Here is a 26,026-nt window from a genome sequence, read left to right as displayed (position 1 = left end):
TAGCCTTCATGGTTTGGAGTCCCCATGTTCACCGCTAATACGACACTGATGCTGGTGGCGACCTTCCTGCCCGTCCTGGGCGCGCTGGTCCTCCTCTTCGTGCCCAAGGGCCAGCGCCGCGTCTTCGAGATCGGCTCGCTCGTCATCATGATCGCCAGCCTGCTGCTGAGCCTGCCCTTCTGGTTCGGCTACGACCGCGCCAGCGCAGCCGTCCAGTGGGCCGGGGCCTGGACCTGGATCCCCGCCCTGGGCGTGAAGTTCAGCGTGGGCATGGACGGCATCAGCCTCCTGCTCTGGCTGCTGACCACCTTCATCGGCCCCATCGCCATCGCCTGCTCCTTCAAGTCCATCGAGGAGCGACACAAGGAGTACTACATCTGGATGCTGGTGCTCCAGACGGCCATGCTCGGCGTGTTCATCACCCAGGACATGTTCCTCTTCTACCTGTTCTGGGAAGTGATGCTGGTGCCCATGTATTTCCTCATCGGCATCTGGGGCGGCCCCCAGAAGCTCTACGCCGCCATCAAGCTCTTCCTGTACACCCTGGCCGGCTCGGTGCTGATGCTGGTGGCGATCCTGGCCATCTACTTCCTGCAGCACAAGACCACCGGTGGTTATGACTTCTCCCTGGCCAGCTTCCAGGCCATGGCGCCGATCATCGCCCAGCAGAGCAAGACCTACCAGCACCTCATGGCCCTGGCCTTCTTCATCGGCTTCGCCATCAAGGTGCCGATGTTCCCCTTCCACACCTGGCTGCCGGACGCCCACGTGCAGGCGCCCACCGCCGGTTCCGTGATCCTGGCCGCCATCCTCCTGAAGATGGGCACCTACGGTTTCGTCCGCTTCCTCCTGCCCATCCTGCCCACGGCCACCAAGGAACTGATGCCCTGGTTCCTGGCCCTGGCCCTCATCGGCATCATCTACGGCGCGCTGGTGGCCATGATCCAGAAGGACATGAAGAAGCTGGTGGCCTACTCCTCCGTGAGCCACCTGGGCCTCTGCATGCTGGGCCTCTTCGCCCTGAACCCCTACGGCATCAAGGGCGGCCTCTTCCAGATGATCAACCACGGCATCAGCACCAGCGGGCTCTTCCTCGCGGTGGGCATCGTCTACGAGCGCCGCCACACCCGCATGATCGCGGACTTCGGCGGCCTCTCGAAGACCATGCCGGTCTACGCCACCATCTTCATGATCATGACCATGAGCAGCATCGGCCTGCCGCTACTGAACGGCTTCATCGGTGAAGGCGTCATCCTCATGGGCTCCTTCCAGGCCTTCCCCTGGGCCGCGGTCGTTGCCACCCTGGGCATCATCCTCGGCGCCGCCTACATGCTCTGGATGTTCCAGCGCGTCATGTTCGGACCCATCACCGCGGTCAACGAGAAGATGGAGGACCTGAACCTGCGCGAGATCCTCTACTTCGCGCCCCTGGTGGCCGCGGCCTTCTGGATCGGCCTCTACCCCAAGCCCATCATGGACGTGATGGACGCCCCGGTCCGCAAGCTGGTCGAGCAGGTCACGCCCGGCTTCCATGCCGCCGAAGCCCTCGCCGCCAAGCAGGCCATGGCCGCCAAGGTCGGGATGAGGGGCATGACCGCTCCGGCCCACCATGAAGCCGAGCCCGGCCACGAGGCCGCTCCGGCTGGACACGAAGCCCACGAGGCTCCCGCCCATGACGTTCCTGCCCACGGCGGAGGCCACTGATGACCGGCTTCGCTCAGGGGCTTCTGGATGCGCTCCTCCGGGACACGCATCTCATCACGCCCCAACTCTTCCTGATGACCGTGGCCACGCTCATGCTGTGGCCCGGCGACCTCTTCTTCAACCGGAACGAGAAGCACAAGTGGGCGCCCATCACCCTGGTGGTCCTGGCCATCACGGCCTTCCTGGTGACCAGGGTGCCGGACGGCGAGGGCTTTTCCCGGATGTTCCGCATGGATGGCCTCACCCGGGGCTTCCAGATGCTCTGCATCCTGGCCTCGGCCGGCGCCGTGACGCTGAGCGTGAAGCTCCTCGACAGCCTCAAGCAGCAGACCGTCGAGTACTACGCCCTGATCCTGTTCTCCCTGGCGGGCATGCTCTTCCTGTGCGGCGCCTCGGATCTGATCTCGGTCTACTTCAGCATCGAGCTCATGGCCATCTGCATCTACATTCTGGTGGCCTACCTGCGGGACCGTGCCACCAGCGTGGAAGCGGGCATGAAGTACTTCCTGCTGGGGGCCTTCTCCAGCGGCATCCTCGTCTACGGCATCAGCCTGCTCTATGGTGCCGCCGGCGGAGTGACCACCAACCTGGTGGACCTGAACCAGGCCCTGGCCCTCACCCCCACCACCAGCAGCCTGCTGGTGTATGCGGGCGTCCTGATGGTGCTGGTGGGCATGGCCTTCAAGGTGGCCGCGGTGCCCTTCCACATGTGGGCCCCCGATGCCTATGAGGGCGCCCCCACGCCCATCACCGCCTTCATGGCCACCGCCCCCAAGGCCGCGGCCCTGGCTGCTTTCCTGCGGGTGTTCGGCACGGGGTTCCATGGCGTGTCGAGCGACTGGGTCCTGCCGCTCTGCTACATCGCCGGGGCCAGCATGGTCCTGGGGAACGTGGCCGCCGTGAAGCAGGAGAGCATGAAGCGCCTGCTGGCCTACTCGAGCATCGCCCACGTGGGCTACATGCTGCTGGGCGTGCTGTCAGGCGACCCCAAGGCCGGCGCCCAGGCCGTGTGGCTCTACATGCTCATCTACATCGTGATGAACACCGGTGCCTTCGCGGTGGTGATCTACCTCCAGGGCAAGGGCGAGGGCGAGCGCATCGAAGACTTCAAGGGCCTGGGCCAGAAGCATCCGGTACTGGCCTTCGCCATGATGATCTTCCTGCTCAGTCTGGCGGGCATTCCACCCCTGGTGGGCTTCTTCGGGAAGTTCTACCTGTTCAAGCTGGCCATCGAGCAGGGCTTCGTCACCCTCACGGTCCTCGCGCTGCTGACCAGCGCCGTGAGCGCCTACTACTACCTGGGCGTGGTGAAGGAGATGTACTTCAAGGAACCCGAGGGTGAAGCCATTCCCATGGGGGCCGCCCAGGTCTTCATCGTCACCCTGGCCTGCATCCTGGTGCTGGTCGGCACGGCCTTCGGGCCCTGGCTGCTGGACTGGGCCGGCAGAGTTTTCTGGGTTTGAGGCAAAGGCTTACACTTGAAGGCGCGGGGTGACCCGCGCCTTTTCTGTTGGGGTAAGCGTGATCTTCAAGAAGAAGGTGGATGCGGATCCGGGGGAGCGGGCCCTCTGGGGCGACCTCATGTCCCTGGGCTTCGTGTTCCCCATCGCCATCACCCTGGGCTTCTTCCTGGGGCGCTGGATCGGAGGCTGGTTCGGGCGGCCGGTGCCGGGTCAGTGGGTGGGCCTGGTCTGGGGTATCGCCACCGCCTTCTACGAGCTCTACAAGGTCAGCCAGCGCATGTCCCGGCGGGACGAGGCCGAGCTGAAGCGCCTCCAGGATGACAAGGACCTCCATGTCTGAGCCTGGGGACGACGGCGAAGGCCACCTGAGGCGGGTGACGGGGGCCATGGTGGTCCTGGGCCTGCTGGGCATCCCCCTCTGGGGCTTCCTGCGCTCCTGGACCGCCGCCCTGGTCTTCGCCGTGGGTTCCCTGACCAGCCTGACCTTCTGGGCCCTCCACCGGGTCCTGACGGCCCGGATGCTCACCCCGTCCGTGCGCCTGCGCTGGCTCTACGGCTTCCTGTCCCTGGGCAAACTGGCATTGATCGCCCTGGTGCTGCGTGGGATGATGGGAAATTACCCGGCGGAAGCTCTGCCGCTGGCCCTGGGAGTGCTCCTCTTCGTGGCCGGCATCCTTCTGGAGGCCCTGCGCCTGATGTTCCAGAAGCCCGAAGCCACGCCACCCGAGTGAGGTCTGACCGACATGGAACACCACGCATCGTTGCTCGCCCAGTGGCTCACCCACGTGTTGGGCCTCGCCCAGCACCCCTGGCCCGGCTTCGCCCACGGCGCTTCCCTGTCCGTGCTGGAACGGTACGATCACCTGCTGAACGCGGCCCTGGCCGCGCTGCTGACCATGGTCATCACCACCCTGGTCCGGAAGGGCCTGGCCCGCATCCCCGGCCCCCTGCAGCAGATCTTCGAGGGCGTCGTCGGCGGCCTGAAGGAGATGATCAACGACAACATCGCCCACCACGGCGAGAAGTACCTGCCCTTTATCGGGACCATGGCCCTGTTCGTCTTCTTCAACAACCTCTTCGGCCTGCTCCCCGGCCTCAGCCCCGGAACGAGCAACTGGAACGTCACCCTGGGCGCGGCGCTGGTGGTGTTCGGCTACTACAACTGGCACGGCATGAAGGAGCAGGGCGTCGGCAAGTACTGGTTGCACTTCGCCGGACCCATCTGGTGGCTGGCCCCCCTCATGTTCCCCCTGGAGATCCTGGGCCTGCTCAGCCGCATTCTCAGCCACTCCCTGCGTCTCTTCGGCAACATCGCCGGCGAGCACGTGGTGGCGGGCATCTTCTTCGGCCTGATGCCCATCCTGCTGCCGGTGCCCATGATGTTCCTGGGCCTCTTCTTCGGCCTGATCCAGACCTTCGTGTTCACGATGCTGGCCACGATCTACCTGAGTGGCGCCGTCTCCCACGAGCATTGAGCCTCCGGAAATCGCTGCGCGATTTCCGCTAGAAAAGCATTCAACCGCCTGCGGGATTCCGAACCCTTCGGGCAAAACCAAGGAGCACCACATGAAGAAGTTCCTCACCACCGCCTTCCTCTTCACCCTGGCCGCCGTCGCCTTCGCGCAGGGCGCCCCCGTCGCCGCTCAGAAGAGCCTCTTCGAAGGCCAGTTCGTGGCCCACCTCTCCCTCGCCATCGCCGCCGCCGGCTGCGGTCTGGGCCAGGGCAAGGCCGTGGTCGCCGCCTGCGAAGGCGTCGCCCGCAACCCCCAGGCCGCTGGTGCCATCCGTACCACCATGATCATCGGCCTGGCCCTCATCGAGGCCCTCGTGATCTACGTGCTCGTGGCCGCCTTCGCCATCAAGTAGGCGTTCCTTGTTCCGAGCGGGGCGTCCAGGACTGGGCGCCCCGTTTTTATTGTGATTCCTTGAAAGACCGATGTAGGTTCTAGCCGCCATGACTCCCCACGCCCTGTTCCCCATGCCCCCCGAAGTCACCCAGGTGATCCTGGGGGGCGGCTCGCCCATCGACCTGGATTCGCTGCGGATCCACTCCCCCGGGGAGGCCAGGAACTTCGCGCTGAACTACGGCTACGACATGGATGTCCCGGTCCAGCGGGCCGCCGTGATGCGGGTCTACGAGGACGCCGTGGACTTCCTGGAGGCCGTGGTGCTGGAGGGGACCAGCCTCCACGTCCCCCTGGAAGTGCGGGACCTGCAGGACCCGCTGGATCTGCTGGTCTGGGCCTCCGACCGGCCCCGCAACATCCGGGGACGCTGGTCCTGCGCCATCCTCCGGGTGATGCACACGCTCTTCCACGTGGACCACAATGTGAACCTGCGCTTCCTGCCCGAGATCCAGCGCCAGGTCTTCAGCCGCTACGACCAGTACCTGGTGTGCGAGGAGGGCCGCTGGTTCCTGCGGGGGGCCTACGAGGTGCCCCTGGTGGCCATGGAGCGCAAGGAGAACAAGGACCGGGTCTCCATGCTCCTGAAGATGCTCCACAAGCCCGAGAACGTGGCTGAGACCATCTATGACCAGATCGGCATCCGCCTGGTGGCCGAGGACCAGCTGGGCGTGCTGATGGTCATCCGCTTCCTCTTGGACCACCACGTGCTCATGCCGACGCACATCAAGCCCAGCCGGAGCCGGAACCTGATGATCGACATGGAGGCACTGGCTGCCTGGAGCGAGGCGACCCCACCCTTCTTCCGGATCCAGGACCTGGGGCCCGAGGAGCGACAGGCGCTGAGCCGGACCCTGGCCATAAAGGGCCCCGGAAAGGATCAAAACCCCTTTTCCAGCAAGGATTACTCGGCCATCCAATTCACTGCCCGCACCCTGGTTCGGCTCCCCAGCCCCGCCACCCGGGCCCTGGAGACCCTCCAGGAGCGCCTCCAGACCATGGGAGATACCGAGCTATCCGACCTCGTCCGCATTCCGGAGTTGATCCAGGATCAGGAGGAGTTTACTTTCTTCTTCGCACATGAAGTCCAAGTGATGGAACAATCGGGGTTTCAAAGCTCACGATCCGGTCCCGCATCCCATTCGGAATACAAACAGCGCCAGCGGGACGCCGCCCGGCGGAGAGTACTTCAGGGAATCCTTCAGGAGGAACCATGCTGAACATCCAGACCCGCCAAGAAGGCACCGCTTCCGTGGTGTCCATCCAGGGCAAGGTCAATTTCGAGGTGACCGCCCAGCTGCGGGACGTGATCCGCGAGACGGTGGCAACGGCGCAGCCGAAGCTCCTCGCGATCAACCTCGAAGGCGTCAGCTTCATCGATTCCTCCGGCCTGGGGCTCCTGGTCGCCGCTCGCAACAGCGTGGACAAGTCCGGCGGCAAGCTGCACCTGTGCTGTCTCCCCGCGCCGGTGAAGAAGACCTTCGACCAGACCAACCTCACCAACTACTTCTCCATCTTCGCCACGGAGCAGGACGCTCTGCGCGGCGCCTGACCGACGCGCCCTGCATGGCCAAGGGCGCCGTTCTGGTTGTGGATGATGAAGCACCCATCCGGGACATCCTCAGCTTCTACCTCAAGCGGGCGGGCTACCAGGTCCTGACCGCCGCCAACGGTCTGGAAGCCCTCGACGAGATGGGCCGCTCCCGGCCCGACCTCATCATCTCGGACCTCCGCATGCCGGAGATGCCCGGCGACGAGCTGTGCAAGCGCGTCAAGAGCGACCCGGCCACCCGCGACATCTACTTCATCATCCTGTCCGCCCTGGACGGCACCGCCTCGCGCATCGGCGGCCTGGCCCTGGGCGCCGACGACATGATCCCCAAGCCCTTCCACGCCCAGGAGGTGCTGGCCAAGGTTGACTCCACCTTCCGTCTCATCGAGATGCAGAAGGAGATCAAGCGGCAGAACAAGGAGCTCACCACCTTCCAGCAGAAGGTGCAGGAGGAGATGGAGCTGGCGGCCGCCCTCCAGATGGGGCTGCTGCCCAAGCTGCCAGGCGAGGCGCCGGGCTCCCGGTATACGCACCGGTATCTTCCGGCAGCCGGCATCGGCGGGGACATCTACGCGATCCTGCCCCTGCCCGATGGCTGCACGGCCATGATGATCGCCGACGTGAGCGGCCATGGCGTCACCGCGGCGCTCATCTCCGCCATGGTGAAGACCTCCTTCGAGAACCAGGTGCGGCTGGGGGGCGAGCCCCTGGCCTGGGCCCAGGGCATGAACGAGGATCTCTGCCGCTCCACCCTGGCCGAGCAGTTCGCCACGGCCTGGCTGGGCCGCCTCGATCCCGTCTCCAACCGCCTGCGCTACGTGGTGGCCGGGCACTGCGCCCCCCTGCGGATCGTGGGCGGGGCGAAGGGCGGACTGCAGCGCTCCGAGGTGCTGCGGGGCAAGGGCTTCATGCTGGGGCTGGATGAGCAGCTGCCCTTCATGGAGCACGATGCCGAGTTCCTGCCGGAGGACCGCCTGGTGCTGTACACCGACGGCCTGGTGGAGGTGGAACGCGAGGACCGCACCATGCTCGAGGAGGCCGGCTTGCGCCGCATCTGTGCGGAGCTGCCGGTGGGCGCGGAGGCGGCGGCCGACGCCGTCATCGCCCAGGCCCGCACCTTCAACCATCCCGCGCCCTTCCTGGACGACGTGACCCTGGTGATCCTGGACCGGAAGGCCTGAGCGCCTGCCGCTAGATCTCGGCCAGCGTGGCCGCGATGCCGGCTTCCATCTCGGTGAACGGCGCCGTGTAGCCCGCCGCGCGTAAGCTGCGCACGTCCGCCTGGGTGAAGCTCTGGTACTTGCCGCGCAGCTCGTCAGGGAAGGGGATGTAGTCGATGCGGCCCTGGCCGAGGTGGGCGATGAGCGTCTTGGCAATGTCGTTGAAGCTGCGGGCGCGGCCCGTTCCGGCGTTCACGATGGCCTTCGCCATGCCCGCGCCGCCGAAGTGGAGGTTGATGGCCACGATGTCGCCCACGAAGACGAAGTCGCGCTGCTGCTCGCCATCGCCGAATCCGTCGGTGCCCCGGAACAGGCGGCAGGCGCCAGTCTCCTTCAGCTGGCGCAGCAGCTGGTGGAGCACGGACATCATGCGGCCCTTGTGGTGCTCCCGCGGGCCGAACACGTTGAAGTAGCGCAGGCCCACCACGGGGCTCTGGATGGCCGGCATGAGGCTGCGCACATGTTGATCGAAGGCCAGCTTCGAGTAGCCGTAGACGTTCAGGGGGCCTTCATTCGCGGGCACCGGCTCGAAATCGGTGCTGGCCCCGTAGGTGGCCGCGCTGCTGGCATAGACCAGGGGCGTCTTGCGGGCCAGGCACCAGTGGAGCAGGGCCTTCGAGTCCCCGTAGTTGTTCTCCATCATGTAGCGCCCGTCGGACTCCATGGTGTCGGAGCAGGCTCCGTTGTGGAACACGGCCTCGGGCTGGAGGTCCAGGGTGCCGGCATCCAGACGGGACCTGAACTCGCGCTTGTCCATGTAGTCGGCCAGGGTCAGGTCCGCCAGGTTCCGGGCCTTCTCGGCGCGGGCCAGGTTGTCCACCACGAGGATGTCCGTGTGGCCGCGCCGGTTCAGCTCCCGCACCAGGTTGCTGCCCACGAATCCCGCACCACCCGTGACGATGAACATCTCCGACTCCTCACTTCCAGCATAGCGGCTTCGCCGGCGCCCAATGCGTTGGGCAACGGCCCCTAGCCGATGGTGTCTTCGGCCTCGATGGGGGCCAGGCGGCGCAGCAGCCGCGGTCCCAGTTCCGTCACGAGGGTGGCCGCGAGAATGAGCAGGCCGCCCATGAGCTGGATGGGACTCAGGTGCTCGCGGATGCCCGGCACCAGGCCGCTGACCGCGATGGCGGCGGTCCAGACGGGCTCGGTGGACAGGAGGATGCCGCTCTCGGTGGCCCCCAGCCGGGCCTGCATGGCGCTCTGGACGTAGAACGCGAGGCTCGTGGCGAAGATCCCCATGAAGGCCAGGGACACCCAGGTGCCCACCTGCGCGAGGGCCGCCCCGGCACCCTGGAATCCGTACGGGGCCGGAAGCGTGAGCGTGACCACCAGCGACACGGCGCCGGTCACGGCCACCTGCACGAAGGCCAGGACCCAGCCGGAGGACCGGCGGGAGAAATGCGAGGTCATCACGATGTGGAAGCCGCAGAGCACGGCCGCCAGCAGGGTCTCGGAATCCCCGCGGTTCCAGCCGCCCCAGGCCAGGCCCGGCTCCCGCACCAGGAAGGCCAGGCCCACGAGGGCCACCAGGGCCCCGAGGCCATGGGAAGGCCGCAGGCGGTCACCGATCAGCAGCGCCACCATGGGCGTGAAGATCACGTAAAGCCCGGTGATGAACCCGGATTTTGAGGTGGTGGTGAAGCGCAGGCCATCCGTCTGGAGCCAGAACAGGGTGACCAGCACCAGGCCCAGGCAGAGGCCATCCAGGACATCGCGCCGGCGGAGGGGCACCTTCAGGAGCACCAGCATCGCGCCGAGGCCGAGGGTGCCGATGGCGAAGCGCAGGGCGAGGATGGCTCCCACCGACAACCCCGCCTGGAGGCAGTACTTGGTGGCGGGGAAGCCGCCGCCCCACACGGCCGCGATGGCGGCCATGGAGAGCACGGCGATCAGATGGGAAGCGCGGGATTCCGGCATCCTCACAGGCTATCGCCCGGATGGGACCCCTCCGAGCGGAACTTTCGCCGGACCGGCCATCCGCTGCTATTTCAGCAGGGCCACCACGCGGATCGTCAACTCCGGCTGATCGGGATCATCGGTGCTCAGGGCCAGGACCTCGCTGTACCGGCCGGCCTTCGCAGTGGCGGGGAAGACCACGGTCAGGTCCAGGGTGGAGGCCTTCTGGTCCAGTCCCTCGACGCGCATCCCCTGGAAGGAGGGGCGGGTGCCCGTGATGCGGAAGGGGCGTCCTTCAGCCTGCTTGAGGGTCAGCTTCTGGCGGAGTTCCTTGCCCGCCGCGTCCTGGAAGACGAGCTCGACGGGGCTGGCCTGGATCGAGGGCTTGAGGTCCCACTGGATGTTCAGGGGCAGCTGGTTCATCCGGGGATTGGTGAACCGGACGGTGGCCTGTTCGACGCCGCGGTAGAGACCCGCAGGGACCTTGCGGCCATCGAAGGTGACCTCCAGCACGATGTCCTTGCCCTCGGGCCGGAAGGCGAAGGTGAGGAAGGGCGCGCCCGGGGCCTTCACCTCCACGATCTGGACGGGCTCCCCGTTGCCGCTGACATAGCGGATCTGGCTGCGGGTGGAGGCCGACTTGGGGGCCTGGTGGAAATAAACGGATTCCACCGACGGCATGATCTCCTGCACGACCTCGGCCTCCAGCGTCAGGCTCAGGGTCGGCGTCTTCGGATCGTTGCAGACCACCTCGATGGACTTGCGCACGCCGCCCTTGAGGCCCTTGGGATCGAACATGGCCTCGATCTCCGTGGATTCCCCGGGGGCGATGGACCACTTGCCGAGCATCGTGTAGGTGCAGCCGCAGCTGGGGCGGACCTGGGTGATGCTCAGGTAGGCGTTGCCGGTGTTGGTGACCCGGTACTTGGCGGCCACCTTCTTGTCCGGCGTGATGCGGCCGAAGTCGTGGTGAGTCTTGTCGAAGCTGATGACGGGGGCCTGGGCCATCAGGGTGGCGGCGGCGCAGGCGAGGAGGAGACGACGGAACATGCGGAACCTCGGAGGAGACTTGAATTCTATACGGAGATGAGGGAGCTCAGTTCAGCCCAGACCTGGTCGGGCCCGATGTCCGCCAGGCAGGGGTGCCCTGGCGTGAAGCAAGCCGGCTTGAAGCAGGGGGCGCAGGGAATGCCCTCCTTCCGCAGACCCCGGCTCTTCGGCCCCCAGGGGGTGGAGCCGCCGGGGTCCGTGGCGCCATAGAGGGCCAGCGCGGGCGCTCCGGTGGCTGCGGCGAGGTGGCTGAGGCCCGAGTCGTTCCCGAGCACGACCGCGGCTCCGCGCATCCAGGCGGCGGCCTCCTTGAGCGTCGTCCGGCCGCAGAGGTTGATGCCCTCGGCGCCGGCCACCGCAGTGCAGGTGACGGCCTCGTCCGGGGATCCCAGAACGGCCACGGCGAATCCTTCCGCACGGGCCCTGAGCAGGAGGGTCCGGTAGTGCTCCAGGGGCCAGGCCTTGGAAGGCCAGGTGGAGCCGGGCATCAGGCAGAGGTAGCGCTCCCCGGGCTTGTCGATGACGACCCCCGGATCGAAGTCGGCAAAGGGCATGGGTGGGAGGTCCGGCCAGCGCCGCGCGAGCACCGCGTGGTAGCGAAGCAGGAAAGGGCCATCTGCACTCCAGAAGGGGCCACTGTGGGTGTTGAAGAGGCCCGCCAGGCTCTCATCCACGCCGATGCGCTCGGGCACGCGGGCCAGCCAAGCCGCCAGGGCCGGGCGCAGGGACTTCGGGAAGTGGATGCTGCGGGCGGCCCGGTGCCGGCGAAGGGTGCCGGCCATGGCCAGGGGGCCGGGCTTGCCCTCGTCCGGCACTGTCGCATCGCAGAACCAGGTGTCGGCCACCAGGCCGACGGTGGCCTTCGGTCCCCAGACGACGATGGGACCGGCGCCGATCTCCCGGAGGAGGCGCAGCACCGGCAGCTGCATGGCGGCGTCTCCGACAAAACGCGGAAAGCGCACCCAGGTGGCGTGGTCGGGGATCACAGCCACTCGGCCACCGCCTCGCGGAACTTCGCCGTGGCGTCGTAATCCCGGGTCAGCGCGGTGCCGAAGGCGTGGGCCTTCGCCCGCTGGGCCTCCCAACCGGGAGCGTAGGCCATGAGCGGGGCGAGGCGGGTGGCCGCGGCTTCCAGAAGGGGAGTGGGGACGGAGCGGCGGTCATCCGTTTTCTTGATGAGGAAGCCCCCGTCGCCATCCTTCAGCTGGCTTCCGATGCCGCCCACCGTGGGCGCCAGCACCGGCACGCCGCGCTCCAGGGCCTCGATGAGGGCGATGGGGAAGAAGCCCTCGTTGCGGCTGGTCATGACATAGAGGTCCAGGGCTGTGAAGGCAGGGCGAAGATCCGCCTGGGGGCCCAGCCGGGAGGTGCGGTCGCGGAGGGGGGAAGTGGACAGGCGCTTGTCGAGGGACACTGCGGTGTCGGCTTCTTCTCGTCCGGCGAAGAGCAGGTGGACGTCCCCGAGTGCCTCGGCGAAGGTGACGACGCCGGCGGGATCCTTGCGGCCATCGATCTGCCCGACGTAGCCCACGACGATTCCAGTGCCCGGCAGGCCCAGTTGGCGCCGTGCGGCTTGGCGGTCCTCGGGCGTCGCCGCCTCGACCTCGGGCCGTGGATAGAGCGGGTGGATGACGCTGCAGGGGGCTGCGCTGAGGTGCTCCCGCACGGCAGCGGTGAAGTCGTAGGTGCAGATCCAGCGGTCCACCAGGTTCCGGATGCCCCGGTACTTGCGGAGGTGGCGCTCGTAGTGCTCGTGCAGGGTGAGCACCGTGGGGATCCGAAGCCCGAGGCGGGCCAGCCAGGGCAGGGCGCGCTGCACGCCCTTGTGGTTGCAGACGACCAGCAGGTCGGGCCGGGTCCGCCACAGCCAGCGGAAGGCGCCCAGGGCGCCCGGGAGGTGGATCACCTCGACCACGTTGGGGTTCCGTTCCCGCAGCTCAGGCTCGATGTCGCGCCTTCCCGGTTCCTTGCGGAAGAGCACGGAAACCTTGATGGGCAGGGGCGCCAGGGCGGCCACCTGCTCCAGGAGCACCCGCTCACCGCCCCCGAAGGACAGCTTCCGGTGGGCGAACACGACATGCTTCACGGGACTCCAGAAAGGGTGCAGGGCCGGATTCAGGATAGGATGACTGACCTAACGCGTCACACTCACAGGTTGCCATGTCCCTAGCCTCGACCCAACGGATCCTGCTGGTGGAGGACGAACCCGGCCTCCGGGAGGTGCTGACCCTGGCGCTGGAGGGGGCCGGCTTCAAGTGCGAGGCCGCCGCTGGCATCGAGGAGGGGCAGCGGGCCCTCCGGGAGACCACCTTCGACGGCGTGCTCTCCGACCTGAAGCTCAAGGACGGGTCGGGCATCGAACTGCTGACCTGGATGAAGGAGCAGGGGCTGGAGACGCCGGTGGTCATCATGACCGCCTACGCCACCACCGAAACCACCGTGCAGGCCCTGAACCAGGGGGCCGTGGATTTCATCACGAAGCCCTTCAAGCACGAAGAGCTGATCGCCTCCCTCAAGGGCCTGCTCGCCGCCGCCGAGCCCCAGGCCGCCCCGCCCTCGGACCTGGGCGAGCTGGTGGGGGTGGGGCCCATCATGCGGAAGATCAACGCCCTCATCGGCAAGGTCTCCAGGGCCGACACCACGGTGCTCCTGACGGGCGAGAGCGGCACGGGCAAGGAGGTGGTGGCCCGGCTCATTCACCGGTACTCCGATCGCGCGAAGGGACCCTTCGTGGCCGTGAACTGCGGGGCCCTGCCCGAGGCGCTGCTGGAGAGCGAGCTGTTCGGCTTCGAGAAGGGCGCCTTCACCGGTGCCGGGGCCATGAAGCGGGGCCTCTTCGAGGAGGCGGGCGGCGGCATCCTCTTCCTCGACGAGATCGGGGAGATGCCCTCCTCCCTCCAGGTGAAGCTGCTGCGGGTGCTCCAGGAGCGCCGCTTCCGCCGGCTGGGGGCCACGGAAGAGCGGGCCGTGGACGTGCGGGTCATCGCCGCCACCAACCGGGACCTCAGGACGCGAGCCGAAACCGGCGCCTTCCGGGAGGACCTGTACTACCGCTTGAACATCCTCCAGATCGAGCTGCCCCCGCTGCGGGAGCGGCCCGAGGACCTGCCGGTGCTGGCGGAGCACTTCATCCGGCGCTCCTGCCAGAAGCTGGGCAAGGCGCCCATGCAGCTGCACCCGGAGACCATGTCGCAGCTCCTCTGCCACCGGTTCCCCGGCAATGTCCGCGAGCTCGAGAACCTCATGGAGCGCTGCGTGGCGCTCAACCCCGGCGGCCCCATCACCAAGGACCTGCTGCCGGACGGACTCGGCCTGGCCGGGCCCGCCCAGGGCCTGAGCCGCCTCGCGCCCCTGGTCATCCCCCCCGAGGGCTTCGACCTCGAAGCCTGGATCCAGGCCCTGAAGGGGCACTTCCTCCGGCGGGCCCTGGACGAGGTCGGGGGCGTGAAGACCAAGGCCGGCAAACGCCTCGGCATGAGCTTCCGGGCCTACCGGTACTGGCTGGCCGAACTTGGCGGCCTGGAGGCCCTTCCCATGGAATTCCCCTGGCCCGCCGACTTCCCCGCTCCGGTGGTGGACGAAGGGGGCGGAACCGAAGGCCCCAAGGAGGCATGATGCCCATGAATGCTTGCTTTTCCGGCCCTTTCTGGCACACTGGAACGCTCGGATGCGACCCATCCGCCCCCTCACCCCGGACCCCGCCCATGACCCCCCATTCGAACCAGGCCACCTCCCAGGCACGCCGAGCGACCCGCGGGTTCTCCCTCCTGGAACTGCTGGTGGCGATGATGATCATCGCCGTGCTGGGCACCCTGGGATTCTCCCAGTACCGGAAGCAGGGGGCCCAGGCCCGCTACCTCAAGGCCCAGGACGAACTCAAGATCGTGGCCGAGGGCCTGGACCAGTACTGGCTCAAGCATGGGACCTACCCGGATTTCGGCAGCTGGGACGCCATGGTGGATGGCAATTCCGTCCTGGTGAAGGAAAGCCTCATCAAGATGAGCATGTCCTCCCAGGACCCCTTCAAGCAGCCCTACGAGGGCAAGTCCTCCCGCGCCACCTACGAGCTGAAGTGCCTTGGTGATCCCGACAACCAGGACGACTACGGCCCCATCACCCGGACGCCGGGACAGGGCCAGGTCATGGGCAACGGCCCCTCGGCCGGAGGCGCTCCCAAGGCGGACCTCCCCGCAGGTGATGCCGGAGCGAAGAAGTGATCGACCTCTACCACCTGCCCCCGGAAGGGCTGCGCCTGAACGGCACCACGGCCCAGCTGGCGCTGGAAGGGGATGCGTCCCTGCGCGACCTGTCCTGGGCGGTCTTCGCGCTGGCCTCCGATGGCGACGTCTTCCTCGAGGTGAAGGGCCAGGCCCTGTGGCAGGGCACCTGCAGCCGCTGCCTCGCGCCCCTGGACCGGCCCCTGGTGGTCGAGAGCCAGTTCCTGGGCAGTAAGGACGCGGATCTGGTGGGCCGCGGATCGCACCAGCTGGGCTCCCAGGATCTGGACGTGGTCTTCCTCCCCGAGGACAACCTCGACGAGGCGGAGCTGGTGCGCGAGCAGTTCGAGCTCCAGGCTCCCATGCACCCGCTCTGCGTCGAGGACTGCAAGGGCCTCTGCCCCAGCTGCGGCAAGAACTGGAACAAGGGCCCCTGCCACTGCCGGCCTGAAGCCGACCAGGCCCCATCTGCCCTCAACCGGGCCCTGACCAAGGCTCTGGCGGGAATCAAGCTGGACCCGGAATCCTGAACCCTTTAACCTGGAACATTGCGTTCTATCGTTCTACTCCTAGGAGCAAGCCATGCCGAATCCCAAGCGCCGCCATTCCAAGGCCCGCCGCGACCGCCGGCGCACCCATGACGCGCTGGAAGTCATGAGCGCCAGCACCTGCCCGAACTGCCAGACCCCCAAGCTGCCGCACCGCGTGTGCCCCAGCTGCGGCTTCTACCGCGGCAAGCTGGCTGTCCGCGTCGCAGAAACGGCTTAAGAGTCGGCCGGTGGACGGCCATCGAATCGCGCTGGATGTCATGGGGGGCGACAACGCCCCCCATGCCACCTTGCAGGGCGCCCGGGAGGCCCTTGAGGCCTGGCCTGGGCTCCAGCTGCTCCTGGTGGGCAACGAGGGCGTCATCCGCCCGGAGCTGGGCAGGTACGGCTTCACGCCGGCGCTCATGACCCGGGTCGAGCTGGTGCATGCCTTCCATACCGTGGTCATGGAAGACAAGGCCACCTGCATCCTGAAGGAAAAGAAGGACAGCTCCATCCGCGTGGCCGCCCAACTGGTCCGCGAGGGGCGGGCCCATGGCGTGGTGTCCATGGGGCACACCGGGGCGGCCATGGTGGCCTCGGTCCTCGTCATCGGCAAGCTGGAGGGCGTGGATCGGCCCGCGCTGGCCAGCGTCCTGCCCAACATGAAGGGCGGACCGACCGTGCTCCTGGACGTCGGCGCCAACGTGGACTGCCGCGCTGAACACATTGCCCAGTTTGCCGTGATGGGTTCGGTCTACGCCGAGCAGGTGCTGGGCCTGGAATGCCCCAGGGTCGGCATCCTCAGCGTGGGCGAGGAGGACGGCAAGGGCACCGACGTGACCAAGGAGGCCTCGGCCATGCTCCGCAGCATGGAGATCCGCTTCGAGGGCAACGCCGAGGGCCGCGACATCTGGAACGGGAACTTCGACGTGATCGCCTGTGATGGCTTCGTGGGCAACGTGGTGCTGAAGTCCAGCGAGGCCCTGGCCGAGGGCATCATCTCCGGCCTGCGCGAGAGTTTCATGCAGAGCGCCCTCACCAAGTTCGCGGGCCTGCTGGCGAAGCCCGCCATGAAGAGCTTCAAGAAGAAGCTCGACTACGCCGAATACGGCGGCGCCCCGCTCCTGGGCGTGAAGGGCGTGAGCATCATCGGCCATGGCCGCAGCGATGCCAAGGCCGTGCGCAACGCCATCCGCGCCGCCCTGCGCGCCGCGGAACACCACCTCCACGAGCGCATCCAGGAGCGCGTGGCGCTGCTGCTGCCGCAGGACTGATGGCCAGACAGATCCCGATTCTTTGAGGTGTCCATGAGCAAGGTGGCGTGGCTGTTTCCCGGTCAGGGTTCTCAGGCTGTGGGCATGGGTGTGGCGCTGGCGGAGGCCGAACCCGCGGCTCGCGCGGTTCTGCAGGACGCTGACGCGGCCCTGGGCTTCCCCCTGTCGAAGCTGATGGCGGAAGGCCCCGAAGAGACGCTGAAGCTCACGGAGCACACTCAGCCCGCCATCCTGACGCACAGCATCATGGTGGTGAGGGCATGGGCGCACCGCCTGCCGAAACCCGATTTCGCCGCCGGCCACTCTCTGGGCGAGTACAGCGCCCTGGTGGCCCTGGGTGCCCTGGGCTTCCAGGATGCGGTCCGCACGGTCCGGGAGCGCGGCCGGGCCATGCAGGAGGCCGTGCCGGTGGGTGTGGGTGCCATGGCCGCCCTGCTGGGCATGAGCCAGGCAGACGTGGAGGCCGCCTGCGCTGAAGCCGCCGCGGCCACGGGCAGGATCGTGGTTCCGGCGAATTTCAACGGGCCCGGCCAGATCGTCATCGCCGGCCATGCGGAGGCCGTGGAGGCCGCCATGGAGGCCGCCAAAGCCCGCGGAGGGCGCAAGATGATGAAGCTGCCGGTGAGCGCCCCCTTCCATTCGCCCCTGATGGAACCTGCCAAGACCCGCATGGAACCTGTGCTGCGCGCCCTGGCCTTCAAGGCGCCCATCTGCCCCCTGGTGAACAACGTGGACGCCGCCCCGGTGACCAGCCCCGATGCGCTGCTGGATGGCCTGGTGCGTCAGATCCCTGGCGCCGTGCGCTGGCAGGCGACGATGGACCTGCTGCTGGATCAGGGAGTCACCACCTTTGTGGAACTGGGCCCAGGGAAAGTGCTGGCGGGACTGGCGAAGCGGCAGGCCAAGGAGCGCGGGCTCGACGTGGCCGCGCTCAGTCTCGGGACCCCTGATGATCTGGCCCAGCTGGGCTGACACCCCGCGCTGCTTTTGACAGGCATTCACGATCTTCTGATCATCTGCGTTTTGGCCCACATCAAGTAGCCATGCGGGTTTCCTCCGGCCTTCGCGGCCAGGGCCCCGGGAAACTGTGATGCAAGCCAAACCCCCGAGCGGCTAGGGTGGAAGGACGCCACGACCCCAGTTTTCGTGTCCAGGATGGTAGGCGGTGCGTAGCCGCTTGGCCGTTCTCATCCACTCCCTCCCGGAGGTGCCCATGCGCAAAGATCTCGTCTTCGGAATGGCCGGTTCGGGAGGAGACGGTATCGTTTCCGCCGGGGACTCGCTGCTCCAGGCCGCGGCCGCCGAGGGTTACCACGGCGTCATGACCAAGAGCTTCGGCTCCCAGATCCGCGGTGGCGAGTCCTCCTGCCGGGTGCGCATCAGCACCGAACCGATCCTGAACCCCGGCGGCAACCTGGACGTGGCGGTGGCCCTGAACTGGGAGGATTTCCTCAAGTTCGGCGCCGAGCTGCCCGTGAGCGGCACCACCGTGGTGATCTACGAGGCCGCCACCGGCATTCCCGAGAACCAGATCCCCCTGGTGGGCGTGACTCCGCTGCAGGTGATCGCCGTGCCCATTGCCGCCATGGCCAAGGAAACCGCCGGCACCGAACGCGCCAAGAACACCGTGGTGCTCGGCCTCATCGCCGGCTGGTTCGGCATCGGCGCCGTGGCCGTGATGAAGGGCATCCGGAAGAAGCTGGCCAAGAAGGGTGAGGAACTGGTGGAAGCCAATCAGCGCGCCTTCGATGCGGGCCGCGCCTTCGCCATGGAGCATCCCCTCAAGGCCAGCATGAACGTGGTCGCCTCCGAGACCAAGGGCCAGGTGAAGCTCATCACCGATGGCAACGACATGTGCGCGGCGGCGGCCATCTTCGCCGGCTGCCAGTTCTTCGGCGGCTACCCCATCACGCCCTCCACCGAGATCATGCAGTTCTTCACGGATCACGTCTGGAAGTACGGCGGCTCCGTGCTGCAGGCCGAGGACGAGATCGCGGGCATCGGCGCGGCCGTGGGCGCCTCCTTCGCCGGCAAGAAGTCCATGACCGCCACCAGCGGCCCCGGTCTCTCCCTCAAGTCCGAAATGATGGGCCTCGCCAGCATCGCCGAGCTGCCCCTGGTGATCGTGGACGTGCAGCGGGGCGGCCCCTCCACGGGCCTGCCCACCAAGACCGAGCAGTCCGACCTCTTCGCGGCCTGCTTCTCCGCCCACGGTGACGTGATCCGGCCGGTGCTGGCTCCGACCTCTGTGGCCGACATGTTCCGCATCACCATCGAGGCCTTCAACATCGCCGAGCACTACCAGACGCCCGTGATCGTCCTGTCCGACCAGGAGATCGCGGCCCGCAAGGAAACCCTGGATCCCATCGACACCACCCAGTTCAAGATCATCAACCGCCTCGTTCCCGCCGGGGCGGATCTGCAGGACTACAAGCGCTTCAAGCAGACCGACAACCACATCAGCCCCATCAGTCATCCGGGCATGATCGGCGGCACCTACCTGGCCTCCGGCATCGAGCATGTGGAGTCCGGTGCGCCGACCAACAGTGGCTCCGTCCACGCACGCATGAACGACAAGCGCACCAAGAAATTCGAGCCCCTGAAGGATCGCAAGGATCTGTTCGAAGTGACGGGCAACCCCAACGCGCCCATCGCCATGGTGGCCTGGGGCAGCATCGCCGGCGTCTGCCGCGAGGCGCTGGCCATGGCCCAGGCCGAGGGGCTGGACGTCAAGCTCCTCGTCCCCTACCTGCTCTATCCCGTGGCCGAGGGCGTCTACAACGACTTCTTCGCCTCCGTGCAGAAGGGCCTCGTCATCGAGCAGACCCACCTGGCGCAGACCTTCAAGCTGCTGCGCATGCACATCGACCTGCCCAAGGGCCTGAAGCCCCTGGCCCGCAGCGGCGCGAACCCCTTCCTGCCCAGCGAAATTGTTGCGGCCCTCAAAACCCTTGTCTCGGAGCTGCAGCGCAGCCACGAGGGCAACCTTCAGCCCCAGGAGTGAGGTCGACCATGAGCGCAACCGGCACCTGCGAATACCAGCCCAAGGACTACAAGAGCGACCTCAAGCCCATCTGGTGCCCCGGATGCGGCGACTTCTCCGTGGTGCAGGGCATCTATCGCGCCCTGGCCGCCGTCGGCCGCCCGCCCCACGAGATCGCCTTCGTGTCGGGCATCGGCTGCTCCAGCCGCATCCCCGGCTACACCACGGCCTACGGCTTCAACAGCGTCCACGGCCGCTCCCTCCCCATCGCCCAGGGCATCAAGTTGGCCAACCCGGACCTGCTGGTGCTGGCCGCCGGCGGTGATGGCGACGGCTTCTCCATCGGCGGCGGGCACATCGCGCACCTCATCCGCCGCAACATGGACATCACCTACATCGTGATGGACAACCAGATCTACGGCCTCACCAAGGGGCAGCTCTCCCCCACCTCGCAGAAGGGCCGGGTCACCTGCACCTCGCGGTTCGGCAGCCTGGAGGAGCCGGTGAATCCACTGCTCTACGTGCTGGCCTACGGCGCCGGCTTCGTGGCCCAGGCCTCGCCCACGGATCTCGTGGGCATGGCCGCCACCATCGAGGAGGCCATCCGCTACCCCGGCTTCGCCTTCGTGAACATCCAGTCCCCCTGCGTCACCTACGGCGAGGAGGCCCAGCAGATCAAGGGTCTCAAGGCCATCAGCGAGACTCTGGCGAGCCTGGGGCACAACCCGGCCGACCGCCTGGCGGCCATGGATCTCGCGCAGCACTATGGCGAGAAGCTGCATCTCGGCGTGTTCTACCGCAATCCCGAGCCCCCGCCGACCTATGGCGACCTGGTGAAGGAGCGGCAGGTCCTGCTTTCCAAGGATGCCCTCCCCAAGGAGCGCATCCTGGACCTCTTCATCAAGAAGTAAGGGAGGTCACCATGGCCATCCGCGGCATCGATTTCGCCACCCTCTCCCTGAAGGATGCCCTCGACCTGGCCATCCTCATCGAGGACGAGGCGCAGGAACGCTACGAGGACTTCGCGGCCCAGATGGACCAGCACCGCACGCCCGATGCGGCCAGGTTCTTCCGGTACATGGTGGAGAACGAGGCCAAGCACGGGCGGGAGCTGGCTGCCCGCCGCCTCCAACTCTTCGGCGATGCGCCCAGGGCCGTGACGCCAACCATGATCTTCGATGTCGAGGCCCCCGACTTCGATGCGGCGCGGGCTTTCATGACCCCGCGCAAGGCCATGGAGGCTGCCCTCGCCTCGGAAGTGAAGGCCCACGCCTTCTTCGTGGCCGCCCTGCCGGCCCTGACGAACGTCGAGGTCCGGGCCCTCTTCGAGGAGCTGCGGGAAGAGGAACTGGAACACCAGCATCTGGTCCAGATCGAGCTGGCGAAGCTCCCCCCGGACAGCGGGCTGTCTGAGGAGGACTTCGTGGACGAGCCGGCGCCGCAGTAGGACTCAGTCCACCACGACAGGCCCGGTGGACCGGCTGCGCCTCATGAGGAAGATGAGCGGGAAGAGGGCGAAGCAGAGCATGCCCATGAACCAGAACGTATCGGCGAAGGCCATCATGCTGGACTGCTTCACCACGGTGCCGTAGGCCGCGCCCTGGGCCAGGTGGCCCGCGTCCACCGGTGACAGACCGCCCCGCAGCACGCCCAGCTGCGTGGCCCGGTCCAGGAAGCCCTGGTAGGCCGGATCACCCGGGGTCAGGTGCCCGACGAGGTTGGACTGGTGGAACTGCGACCGGCGGGCCAGCAGGGTGGTGGCGATGGCGATGCCCGTGCTGCCGCCGATGTTGCGCACGAGGTTCATGAGGCCGGCGGCGTAGGCCGTCTTCTCGTGGGGGATGTGCTGGAAGGCCGAGACGTTGATGGGGATGAAGAGGAAGGCGAAGCCCAGGCTCTGCACCACCCGGGACCACATGGCCGTAGGGAAGTCCACTTGCAGGTTGAAGCCGGCCATCTGGATGAGGCCCAGCCCGCAGAAGAAGAAACCCACGCCGATGAGCCAGCGGGTGTCCGTCTTCTTCAGCAGCATGGCCACCACCGGCATCATCAGCATCACGGCCAGGCCGCCGGGGCTCAGCACCCAGCCACTGAGCAGGGCCGTGTAGCCCAGCATGGTCTGCAGGAAGATGGGCAGCAGCGCCAGGCTGCCGTACAGGACGAAGCCCAGCACGAAGAGCATGAGGATGGAGACGGCGAAGGTGCGGTCCTTCAGCAGCCTCAGGTCCACGATGGGGCGCTCCTTCTTCAGCTCGTGATAGACGGCGTAGAGCAGGGCCACCACCGCCGTGATGGCGAAGAAGACGATGAGGTTCGAGCTGAACCAGTCCTTGCGCTGGCCCTCGTCCAGGACGATCTCCAGCGAGGCCAGGCCCAGGGTGATGACGCCGATGCCCAGGTAGTCGAAGCGGGCGCCCTCCTTCAGCGAGATGCGGTGGAAGGTCGGGGGATCCTGCACCAGGGCGCTGGTGAGGAAGAAGGACAGGAAGCCCACGGGGATGTTGATGAGGAAGATCCAGTGCCAGCTGAAGTTGTCCGTGATCCAGCCGCCCAGCACGGGCCCGATGATGGGCGCCAGCACCACGCCCATGCCGTAGACCGCCATGGCCGCGCCGCGCTTCTCGGCGGGGAACGTCTCCACGAGAATGGCCTGGGAGATGGGCTGGAGGCCGCCGCCGCCGAGACCCTGGAGGACGCGGAAGAAGATCAGCCAGCCCAACGAGGGCGCGATGCCGCAGAGGAAGGACGCCACGGTGAAGATGGTCACGCAGGTGAGGTAGAACCGCTTGCGGCCGATGAGGCTGGAGAAGTATCCACCCAGGGGCAGCACCACCGCATTGGCCACCAGGTACGAGGTGAGCACCCAGGTGGTCTCCTCCACCGTCGCGGAGAGGTTCCCCGCGATGTGGGGCAGCGCCACGTTGGCCACGCTGGTGTCCAGGACCTCCATGAAGGTCGCGATCATCACGGTGAGCGCGATGACCCAGGGGTTGATGTGGCGGTGGGAAGAGGTCACGGGGAGGCCGCCGGAATCAGTTCAGGATGACCGTGGCCTCGACGTTCATGCCGGGGCGCAGGACGACCTTCTTGGCTTCCTCTTCGTCGATGCGGATCTTCACGGGGATGCGCTGGACCACCTTCACGAAGTTGCCCACGGCATTCTCAGGCGGCATCAGGCTCATGCGCGAACCCGTGGAGCCGGCGATGGAATCGACGCGGCCCTTGAGCACCACGCCGTTCATGTCCACCTTCACCTCGGCCTCCTGGCCGGGCTTCATCCGCGCCAGCTGGGTCTCCTTGAAGTTGGCGGTGACCCAGGTGCGATGCAGGGGGATCAGCGTGAGCAGGCCCTGGCCGGGCTGGATGGTCTGGCCCGCCTCCACGAACTTGCGGGTGACCACCCCGTCCACCGGCGCCAGGATCTTCGTGTAACCCAGCTGGAGGTCCAGGCCCTCCTGGCTGGCCCGGGCCTGATCCACCTGCGCCTGGGCCGAGGCCAGGCGGGCCTCCGCCGCCCCCACGGCGACGCGGCGGATGTCCGCCTCGCGCTGCAGCGATCCCAGCTTCTGCTGGGCGGCGCGCCACTCGCTGTCGGCGACCTCGGCCTGGGTGCGGAAGCCATCGAACTGCAGGGCCGAGATCTCCTCCCGCTCCGCCAGGGGCTTCATGCGCTGCAGATCGGTCTTCGCCTTGTCGAGGCTGGCCTTCTTCGAATCGATGTTGGCCTTGGCCGTTTCCAGGTCGGAGCTGTTGGCCTGCTGGTAGGCCACCCGTGAGCGCTCCAGGTCCGCCCGGGCTCCTTCGAGCTGGGCGCGGGCCTGGGCCAGGGATCCCCTGGTCTGATCCAGCCTCGCCTGGATGTCGCGGGGATCGATGGCCACGAGCGGATCGCCGGCCTTCACCTCCTGGTTGTCCTCCACGAGCACCTTCTCGACGGTGCCATAGACGCGGCAGGAGACGGGCACCAGGTGGCCGTCCACCTGGGCGTCGTCGGTGCTCACCCGGTTGCGGGAATAGAACCACATGCCCGCTGCGAACAGCAGCAGGATGGGCGTGCCGATCTTGAGGGCGAGCAGAGCCTTGTTGCTGGACTCCGGGGCCCCGGAAGTCGAGCCGGTCTGTTCAGTCACATCTTGGTTCATGGGTGGCTCCATCAGCGTGCGAAGAAGGATTCCAGCTGCCCCGTGGCCCGGGCCAGGTCCGCTCGGGACTGGTTCAGGCGGTAGAGGGCGCTGATCTGGTTGTCGTTGGCCTTGGCCAGCTCATCCTGGGCGTTGATTACTTCGATGTTGTTGCTCACGCCGGCTTCGAAGCGGTGCCTGGCCTGGCTGAGGGCCTCCGTGGAGAGGGAGACGGCAAGGTTCGCCACTTCCACTTCATGCGCAGCGGCTTCCAGTTCGGCACGCGCCACCTGGATCTCGTAGCCCACCTGGGCGCGGACCTCGCGCCGGGCCTCCTGCACGCGGCTCTGCTCGGACTGGGCGCGCGATACCTGGGCGGACACGAGGCCACCAGTGAAGAGCGGCACCCGCAGGCCCAGGGAGACCTGGTACGTGGTGGTCGAGGGGAGGGACTGGAGGGCCGTGGAGCCGAGGAAGCCCGTGGCCACGAGGGTGGGCAGGCGCAGGCCCTGGGCGGCCTCGCGCATGCTCACGGCAGCCTGCTCCCGGGCATCCAGCGCCGCCAGCTCGGGCCGCTGCGCCAGACCCGCCTGGAAGGTCTCCTGGAAGCCCGTCCCCGGCAGGGCGGGGGCGACCAGCGAATCCGTCAGCTCGATGCGGGTGCCCGGTTCCAGGTCCAGGGCGCGGCCGAGGCCCGCGAGGGCGGTGCTGCGCTGGGTCTGGGCCTGGATGAGGCGCTGGCGCTCCGTCTGCAGCTGCACCTGGGACCGCAGGGTGTCGAGCTTGGTGCCCACGCCCTGCTTCTGCTGGTTCTCCGCCAACTTCGCCAGGGCCTCGGCCAGTTCCACGCGGGACTCGCCGGCCTGCACGGAGGCGGCGGCGCGCAGCGCGCGAAGGTACTGGCCCACCACGATGGCGGCGATCTCCTCGCGCACGGCGCGGCCCTGGGCGCGCGTGGAGGTTTCAGCGTGCTGCGAGGCCCGCCACTTCTTCCAGAGGCTGAGGTCGAAGAGCGACACCTGGGCTTCGAGCCCCGCCTGATGCCAGTTGTAGGGACCCACCACCGGTGGGAATCCGGGTACGGTCATGCCCATCTGGGCATTGAGGTTGTACTTGTTGCGCACGCCGATGGCCTGGGCTGCCACCGAGGGCATGAGCGCCGCGGCGGCGGAGCGGCGGTCATCGCCGCTTTCCGCGATGGCCAGGAGCGACTGCTGCACGCGCGGGTTCTGGTCCAGCGCCGTGCGGATGGCCTGGGCCAGGGTCAGCTGCACCGTGCGGGCCGGCGCCCCGGTTGCGACCGGAACGGGCGCCTGGGCCCGGGCGGAGCTCCAACCGGACAGGGCCACCAGGGCCAGGAGCATCCGGCCCGGGAGAACGATCCGGAGGGGGTGGCGGGTCGGACGGAGCATGCATGCCTCCATGGGGGCTCCTCAGGGAAGACCGGGGGTGGCGGAGGCTCGGGCGATCTCTTCGCTGTTGGCCCGCATCCGTTTCAGGAAGCCCTTGAAGAGTTCCAGCTCCTCGCCGGTGAAGCCCTTGAGGTGGGCATTCAGCACCTTGATGGCCACCGGGGGCAGGAGGGGGTAGAGTTCCCGCCCTTCCTGCGTGAGTTCCAGGTGGGCGACCCGGCGGTCCTGGCTGCTGCGGATGCGGCGAATCAGGCCCTTCTCCTCCAGGCGATCGAGCATGCGGGTCATGGACCCCGTGTCATAGCGGCTGAAGCGGCAGAGCTCGGCAGCCGTGGAACCGCACCCGCCGGCGATGCGCATCAGGATCACCCACTGCGCCCCAGTGATGCCCATGCCGGTCATCTCCTCGTCGAAGGCGGCCAGGAGGCGCCCGGAGACATCGGCGATAAGGCGTCCGACGCTCTCCTCCGGCAAGTAGTTCTCCGGGGTGTACAGGGGGGCGTGGCGGTCTGGGCGGGTGGTCATGGGAAGGGTCCGAGGTTGATGCCTAAGCAATCACTGTCAAGGCAGTAATGTATGGGATATCCTTGCGGCTGTCAACCGGGCCGGGTCGGCGCCCAGGTCCCTGCGAACCTACCGTCCCTTTCCGTCATTGTTCTTCAGGGACTGCCGCTGCCAGAACCTGCCCGCACCACCC

Annotated in this window: 27 protein-coding genes; 18 read left to right on the top strand and 9 right to left on the bottom strand. The window is 67.3% G+C overall.

All coding sequences use genetic code 11. The annotated features are described in order from the left end of the window. Positions 1 to 24: 24 nt before the first annotated feature. The 9 genes from QOZ81_RS11980 (at position 25) to QOZ81_RS11940 (ending at position 7,804) form a co-directional block, all read left to right on the top strand. A complete protein-coding gene (locus QOZ81_RS11980) occupies positions 25 to 1,704 on the top strand; it encodes a complex I subunit 4 family protein (protein WP_291206189.1) in 1,680 nt (559 codons plus the stop codon). Beyond that, a complete protein-coding gene (locus QOZ81_RS11975) occupies positions 1,704 to 3,167 on the top strand; it encodes an NADH-quinone oxidoreductase subunit N (protein WP_291206192.1) in 1,464 nt (487 codons plus the stop codon). Before QOZ81_RS11980 ends, QOZ81_RS11975 begins: the two co-directional genes overlap by 1 nt. A 58-nt stretch (positions 3,168 to 3,225) precedes the next feature. Then, a complete protein-coding gene (locus QOZ81_RS11970; protein ID WP_291206195.1) occupies positions 3,226 to 3,507 on the top strand; it encodes an AtpZ/AtpI family protein in 282 nt (93 codons plus the stop codon). Further along, a complete protein-coding gene (locus QOZ81_RS11965) occupies positions 3,500 to 3,898 on the top strand; it encodes a hypothetical protein (protein WP_291206198.1) in 399 nt (132 codons plus the stop codon). The genes QOZ81_RS11970 and QOZ81_RS11965 overlap by 8 nt, the downstream gene beginning before the upstream one ends. 12 nt (positions 3,899 to 3,910) lie before the next feature. Beyond that, positions 3,911 to 4,642 (top strand): F0F1 ATP synthase subunit A, encoded by a 732-nt coding sequence (atpB, locus tag QOZ81_RS11960; RefSeq protein WP_291206201.1) that lies wholly within the window; start codon positions 3,911 to 3,913, stop codon positions 4,640 to 4,642. 91 nt (positions 4,643 to 4,733) lie between these two features. After that, positions 4,734 to 5,033 (top strand): ATP synthase F0 subunit C, encoded by a 300-nt coding sequence (locus QOZ81_RS11955; protein ID WP_291206204.1) that lies wholly within the window; start codon positions 4,734 to 4,736, stop codon positions 5,031 to 5,033. Positions 5,034 to 5,121: 88 nt separating this feature from the next. Continuing rightward, entirely contained in the window at positions 5,122 to 6,291 is a 1,170-nt protein-coding gene (locus QOZ81_RS11950) for a TIGR04552 family protein (RefSeq protein WP_291206206.1), read from the top strand. Continuing rightward, a complete protein-coding gene (locus QOZ81_RS11945) occupies positions 6,285 to 6,623 on the top strand; it encodes an anti-sigma factor antagonist (RefSeq protein WP_291206210.1) in 339 nt (112 codons plus the stop codon). The genes QOZ81_RS11950 and QOZ81_RS11945 overlap by 7 nt, the downstream gene beginning before the upstream one ends. A 14-nt stretch (positions 6,624 to 6,637) precedes the next feature. Beyond that, positions 6,638 to 7,804: a PP2C family protein-serine/threonine phosphatase gene (locus QOZ81_RS11940; RefSeq protein WP_291206213.1), complete on the top strand. Its 1,167-nt coding sequence runs from the start codon at positions 6,638 to 6,640 to the stop codon at positions 7,802 to 7,804. A gap of 10 nt (positions 7,805 to 7,814) precedes the next feature. On the opposite strand, the gene rfaD is transcribed toward QOZ81_RS11940, so the two are convergent. The 5 genes from rfaD to QOZ81_RS11915 form a co-directional block, all read right to left on the bottom strand. Continuing rightward, positions 7,815 to 8,750: an ADP-glyceromanno-heptose 6-epimerase gene (gene rfaD, locus QOZ81_RS11935; protein WP_291206216.1), complete on the bottom strand. Its 936-nt coding sequence runs from the start codon at positions 8,748 to 8,750 to the stop codon at positions 7,815 to 7,817. A gap of 62 nt (positions 8,751 to 8,812) precedes the next feature. Continuing rightward, the gene (locus QOZ81_RS11930) at positions 8,813 to 9,763 is read right to left on the bottom strand and encodes a DMT family transporter (protein ID WP_291206219.1); all 951 of its coding nucleotides are present in this window, start codon (positions 9,761 to 9,763) and stop codon (positions 8,813 to 8,815) included. A gap of 66 nt (positions 9,764 to 9,829) precedes the next feature. Then, positions 9,830 to 10,792 (bottom strand): DUF1573 domain-containing protein, encoded by a 963-nt coding sequence (locus QOZ81_RS11925; protein WP_291206222.1) that lies wholly within the window; start codon positions 10,790 to 10,792, stop codon positions 9,830 to 9,832. A 26-nt stretch (positions 10,793 to 10,818) separates the two neighbouring features. Beyond that, positions 10,819 to 11,784 carry a glycosyltransferase family 9 protein gene (locus QOZ81_RS11920; protein ID WP_291206225.1) on the bottom strand — a complete coding sequence of 322 codons (966 nt, stop codon included), beginning with the start codon at positions 11,782 to 11,784 and terminating at the stop codon, positions 10,819 to 10,821. Further along, positions 11,775 to 12,878 (bottom strand): glycosyltransferase family 4 protein, encoded by a 1,104-nt coding sequence (locus QOZ81_RS11915; RefSeq protein WP_291206228.1) that lies wholly within the window; start codon positions 12,876 to 12,878, stop codon positions 11,775 to 11,777. The genes QOZ81_RS11920 and QOZ81_RS11915 overlap by 10 nt, the downstream gene beginning before the upstream one ends. Positions 12,879 to 12,952: 74 nt before the next feature. Here QOZ81_RS11915 and QOZ81_RS11910 point away from each other — a divergent pair, with 74 nt between their 5' ends. From QOZ81_RS11910 to QOZ81_RS11870, 9 genes are all read left to right on the top strand, one after another. Beyond that, on the top strand, positions 12,953 to 14,407 hold the full coding sequence (locus QOZ81_RS11910) for a sigma-54-dependent transcriptional regulator (RefSeq protein ID WP_291206231.1): 1,455 nt from the start codon (positions 12,953 to 12,955) through the stop codon (positions 14,405 to 14,407). A gap of 89 nt (positions 14,408 to 14,496) precedes the next feature. Then, positions 14,497 to 15,009, top strand: a complete 513-nt coding sequence (locus QOZ81_RS11905; RefSeq protein WP_291206234.1) for a type II secretion system protein — start codon at positions 14,497 to 14,499, stop codon at positions 15,007 to 15,009. Beyond that, complete coding sequence (locus tag QOZ81_RS11900; RefSeq protein ID WP_291206237.1) at positions 15,006 to 15,539, top strand: YceD family protein; 534 nt, start codon at positions 15,006 to 15,008, stop codon at positions 15,537 to 15,539. The genes QOZ81_RS11905 and QOZ81_RS11900 overlap by 4 nt, the downstream gene beginning before the upstream one ends. Before the next feature lie 52 nt (positions 15,540 to 15,591). Beyond that, a complete protein-coding gene (gene rpmF / locus QOZ81_RS11895; RefSeq protein WP_286353738.1) occupies positions 15,592 to 15,777 on the top strand; it encodes a 50S ribosomal protein L32 in 186 nt (61 codons plus the stop codon). A gap of 10 nt (positions 15,778 to 15,787) precedes the next feature. Continuing rightward, complete coding sequence (plsX, locus tag QOZ81_RS11890) at positions 15,788 to 16,813, top strand: phosphate acyltransferase PlsX (RefSeq protein WP_291206246.1); 1,026 nt, start codon at positions 15,788 to 15,790, stop codon at positions 16,811 to 16,813. Positions 16,814 to 16,846: 33 nt separating this feature from the next. Beyond that, positions 16,847 to 17,785 carry an ACP S-malonyltransferase gene (fabD, locus tag QOZ81_RS11885; protein ID WP_291206251.1) on the top strand — a complete coding sequence of 313 codons (939 nt, stop codon included), beginning with the start codon at positions 16,847 to 16,849 and terminating at the stop codon, positions 17,783 to 17,785. A 241-nt stretch (positions 17,786 to 18,026) separates the two neighbouring features. Continuing rightward, positions 18,027 to 19,817: a 2-oxoacid:acceptor oxidoreductase subunit alpha gene (locus QOZ81_RS11880; RefSeq protein WP_291206255.1), complete on the top strand. Its 1,791-nt coding sequence runs from the start codon at positions 18,027 to 18,029 to the stop codon at positions 19,815 to 19,817. A gap of 8 nt (positions 19,818 to 19,825) precedes the next feature. After that, on the top strand, positions 19,826 to 20,707 hold the full coding sequence (locus QOZ81_RS11875) for a 2-oxoacid:ferredoxin oxidoreductase subunit beta (protein ID WP_291206258.1): 882 nt from the start codon (positions 19,826 to 19,828) through the stop codon (positions 20,705 to 20,707). 11 nt (positions 20,708 to 20,718) lie between these two features. Beyond that, the gene (locus tag QOZ81_RS11870) at positions 20,719 to 21,243 is read left to right on the top strand and encodes a ferritin family protein (RefSeq protein ID WP_291206260.1); all 525 of its coding nucleotides are present in this window, start codon (positions 20,719 to 20,721) and stop codon (positions 21,241 to 21,243) included. A gap of 3 nt (positions 21,244 to 21,246) precedes the next feature. Here QOZ81_RS11870 and QOZ81_RS11865 read toward each other — a convergent pair whose 3' ends face one another. The 4 genes from QOZ81_RS11865 to QOZ81_RS11850 are packed head-to-tail and all read right to left on the bottom strand — an operon-like array spanning position 21,247 to position 25,854. After that, the gene (locus QOZ81_RS11865) at positions 21,247 to 22,812 is read right to left on the bottom strand and encodes a DHA2 family efflux MFS transporter permease subunit (protein WP_291206263.1); all 1,566 of its coding nucleotides are present in this window, start codon (positions 22,810 to 22,812) and stop codon (positions 21,247 to 21,249) included. A gap of 16 nt (positions 22,813 to 22,828) precedes the next feature. After that, entirely contained in the window at positions 22,829 to 23,938 is a 1,110-nt protein-coding gene (locus tag QOZ81_RS11860; RefSeq protein ID WP_291206266.1) for an HlyD family secretion protein, read from the bottom strand. Positions 23,939 to 23,949: 11 nt separating this feature from the next. Beyond that, positions 23,950 to 25,329, bottom strand: coding sequence for a TolC family protein (locus QOZ81_RS11855; RefSeq protein ID WP_291206269.1), 1,380 nt, complete (start codon positions 25,327 to 25,329; stop codon positions 23,950 to 23,952). A 21-nt stretch (positions 25,330 to 25,350) separates the two neighbouring features. Continuing rightward, positions 25,351 to 25,854, bottom strand: coding sequence for a MarR family winged helix-turn-helix transcriptional regulator (locus tag QOZ81_RS11850; protein ID WP_291206272.1), 504 nt, complete (start codon positions 25,852 to 25,854; stop codon positions 25,351 to 25,353). Between the last annotated feature and the right edge of the window lie 172 nt (positions 25,855 to 26,026).

Origin of the sequence: Geothrix sp. (genome assembly GCF_030219325.1) — a bacterium.
Taxonomy (GTDB): Bacteria; Acidobacteriota; Holophagae; order Holophagales; family Holophagaceae; genus Geothrix.
Note: the sequence above shows the minus strand (reverse complement) of the source record. Positions and strands in the feature narration are given on the sequence as shown.

Coding starts and splice junctions, on each gene's coding strand:
- QOZ81_RS11980 (WP_291206189.1), top strand. CDS start 25: ATGTTCACCGCTAATACGACACTGATGCTGGTGGCGACCTTCCTGCCC.
- QOZ81_RS11975 (WP_291206192.1), top strand. CDS start 1,704: ATGACCGGCTTCGCTCAGGGGCTTCTGGATGCGCTCCTCCGGGACACG.
- QOZ81_RS11965 (WP_291206198.1), top strand. CDS start 3,500: ATGTCTGAGCCTGGGGACGACGGCGAAGGCCACCTGAGGCGGGTGACG.
- atpB (WP_291206201.1), top strand. CDS start 3,911: ATGGAACACCACGCATCGTTGCTCGCCCAGTGGCTCACCCACGTGTTG.
- QOZ81_RS11955 (WP_291206204.1), top strand. CDS start 4,734: ATGAAGAAGTTCCTCACCACCGCCTTCCTCTTCACCCTGGCCGCCGTC.
- QOZ81_RS11950 (WP_291206206.1), top strand. CDS start 5,122: ATGACTCCCCACGCCCTGTTCCCCATGCCCCCCGAAGTCACCCAGGTG.
- QOZ81_RS11945 (WP_291206210.1), top strand. CDS start 6,285: ATGCTGAACATCCAGACCCGCCAAGAAGGCACCGCTTCCGTGGTGTCC.
- QOZ81_RS11940 (WP_291206213.1), top strand. CDS start 6,638: ATGGCCAAGGGCGCCGTTCTGGTTGTGGATGATGAAGCACCCATCCGG.
- rfaD (WP_291206216.1), bottom strand. CDS start 8,750: ATGTTCATCGTCACGGGTGGTGCGGGATTCGTGGGCAGCAACCTGGTG.
- QOZ81_RS11930 (WP_291206219.1), bottom strand. CDS start 9,763: ATGCCGGAATCCCGCGCTTCCCATCTGATCGCCGTGCTCTCCATGGCC.
- QOZ81_RS11925 (WP_291206222.1), bottom strand. CDS start 10,792: ATGTTCCGTCGTCTCCTCCTCGCCTGCGCCGCCGCCACCCTGATGGCC.
- QOZ81_RS11910 (WP_291206231.1), top strand. CDS start 12,953: ATGTCCCTAGCCTCGACCCAACGGATCCTGCTGGTGGAGGACGAACCC.
- QOZ81_RS11905 (WP_291206234.1), top strand. CDS start 14,497: ATGACCCCCCATTCGAACCAGGCCACCTCCCAGGCACGCCGAGCGACC.
- rpmF (WP_286353738.1), top strand. CDS start 15,592: ATGCCGAATCCCAAGCGCCGCCATTCCAAGGCCCGCCGCGACCGCCGG.
- fabD (WP_291206251.1), top strand. CDS start 16,847: ATGAGCAAGGTGGCGTGGCTGTTTCCCGGTCAGGGTTCTCAGGCTGTG.
- QOZ81_RS11880 (WP_291206255.1), top strand. CDS start 18,027: ATGCGCAAAGATCTCGTCTTCGGAATGGCCGGTTCGGGAGGAGACGGT.
- QOZ81_RS11875 (WP_291206258.1), top strand. CDS start 19,826: ATGAGCGCAACCGGCACCTGCGAATACCAGCCCAAGGACTACAAGAGC.
- QOZ81_RS11870 (WP_291206260.1), top strand. CDS start 20,719: ATGGCCATCCGCGGCATCGATTTCGCCACCCTCTCCCTGAAGGATGCC.
- QOZ81_RS11860 (WP_291206266.1), bottom strand. CDS start 23,938: ATGAACCAAGATGTGACTGAACAGACCGGCTCGACTTCCGGGGCCCCG.
- QOZ81_RS11855 (WP_291206269.1), bottom strand. CDS start 25,329: ATGCTCCGTCCGACCCGCCACCCCCTCCGGATCGTTCTCCCGGGCCGG.
- QOZ81_RS11850 (WP_291206272.1), bottom strand. CDS start 25,854: ATGACCACCCGCCCAGACCGCCACGCCCCCCTGTACACCCCGGAGAAC.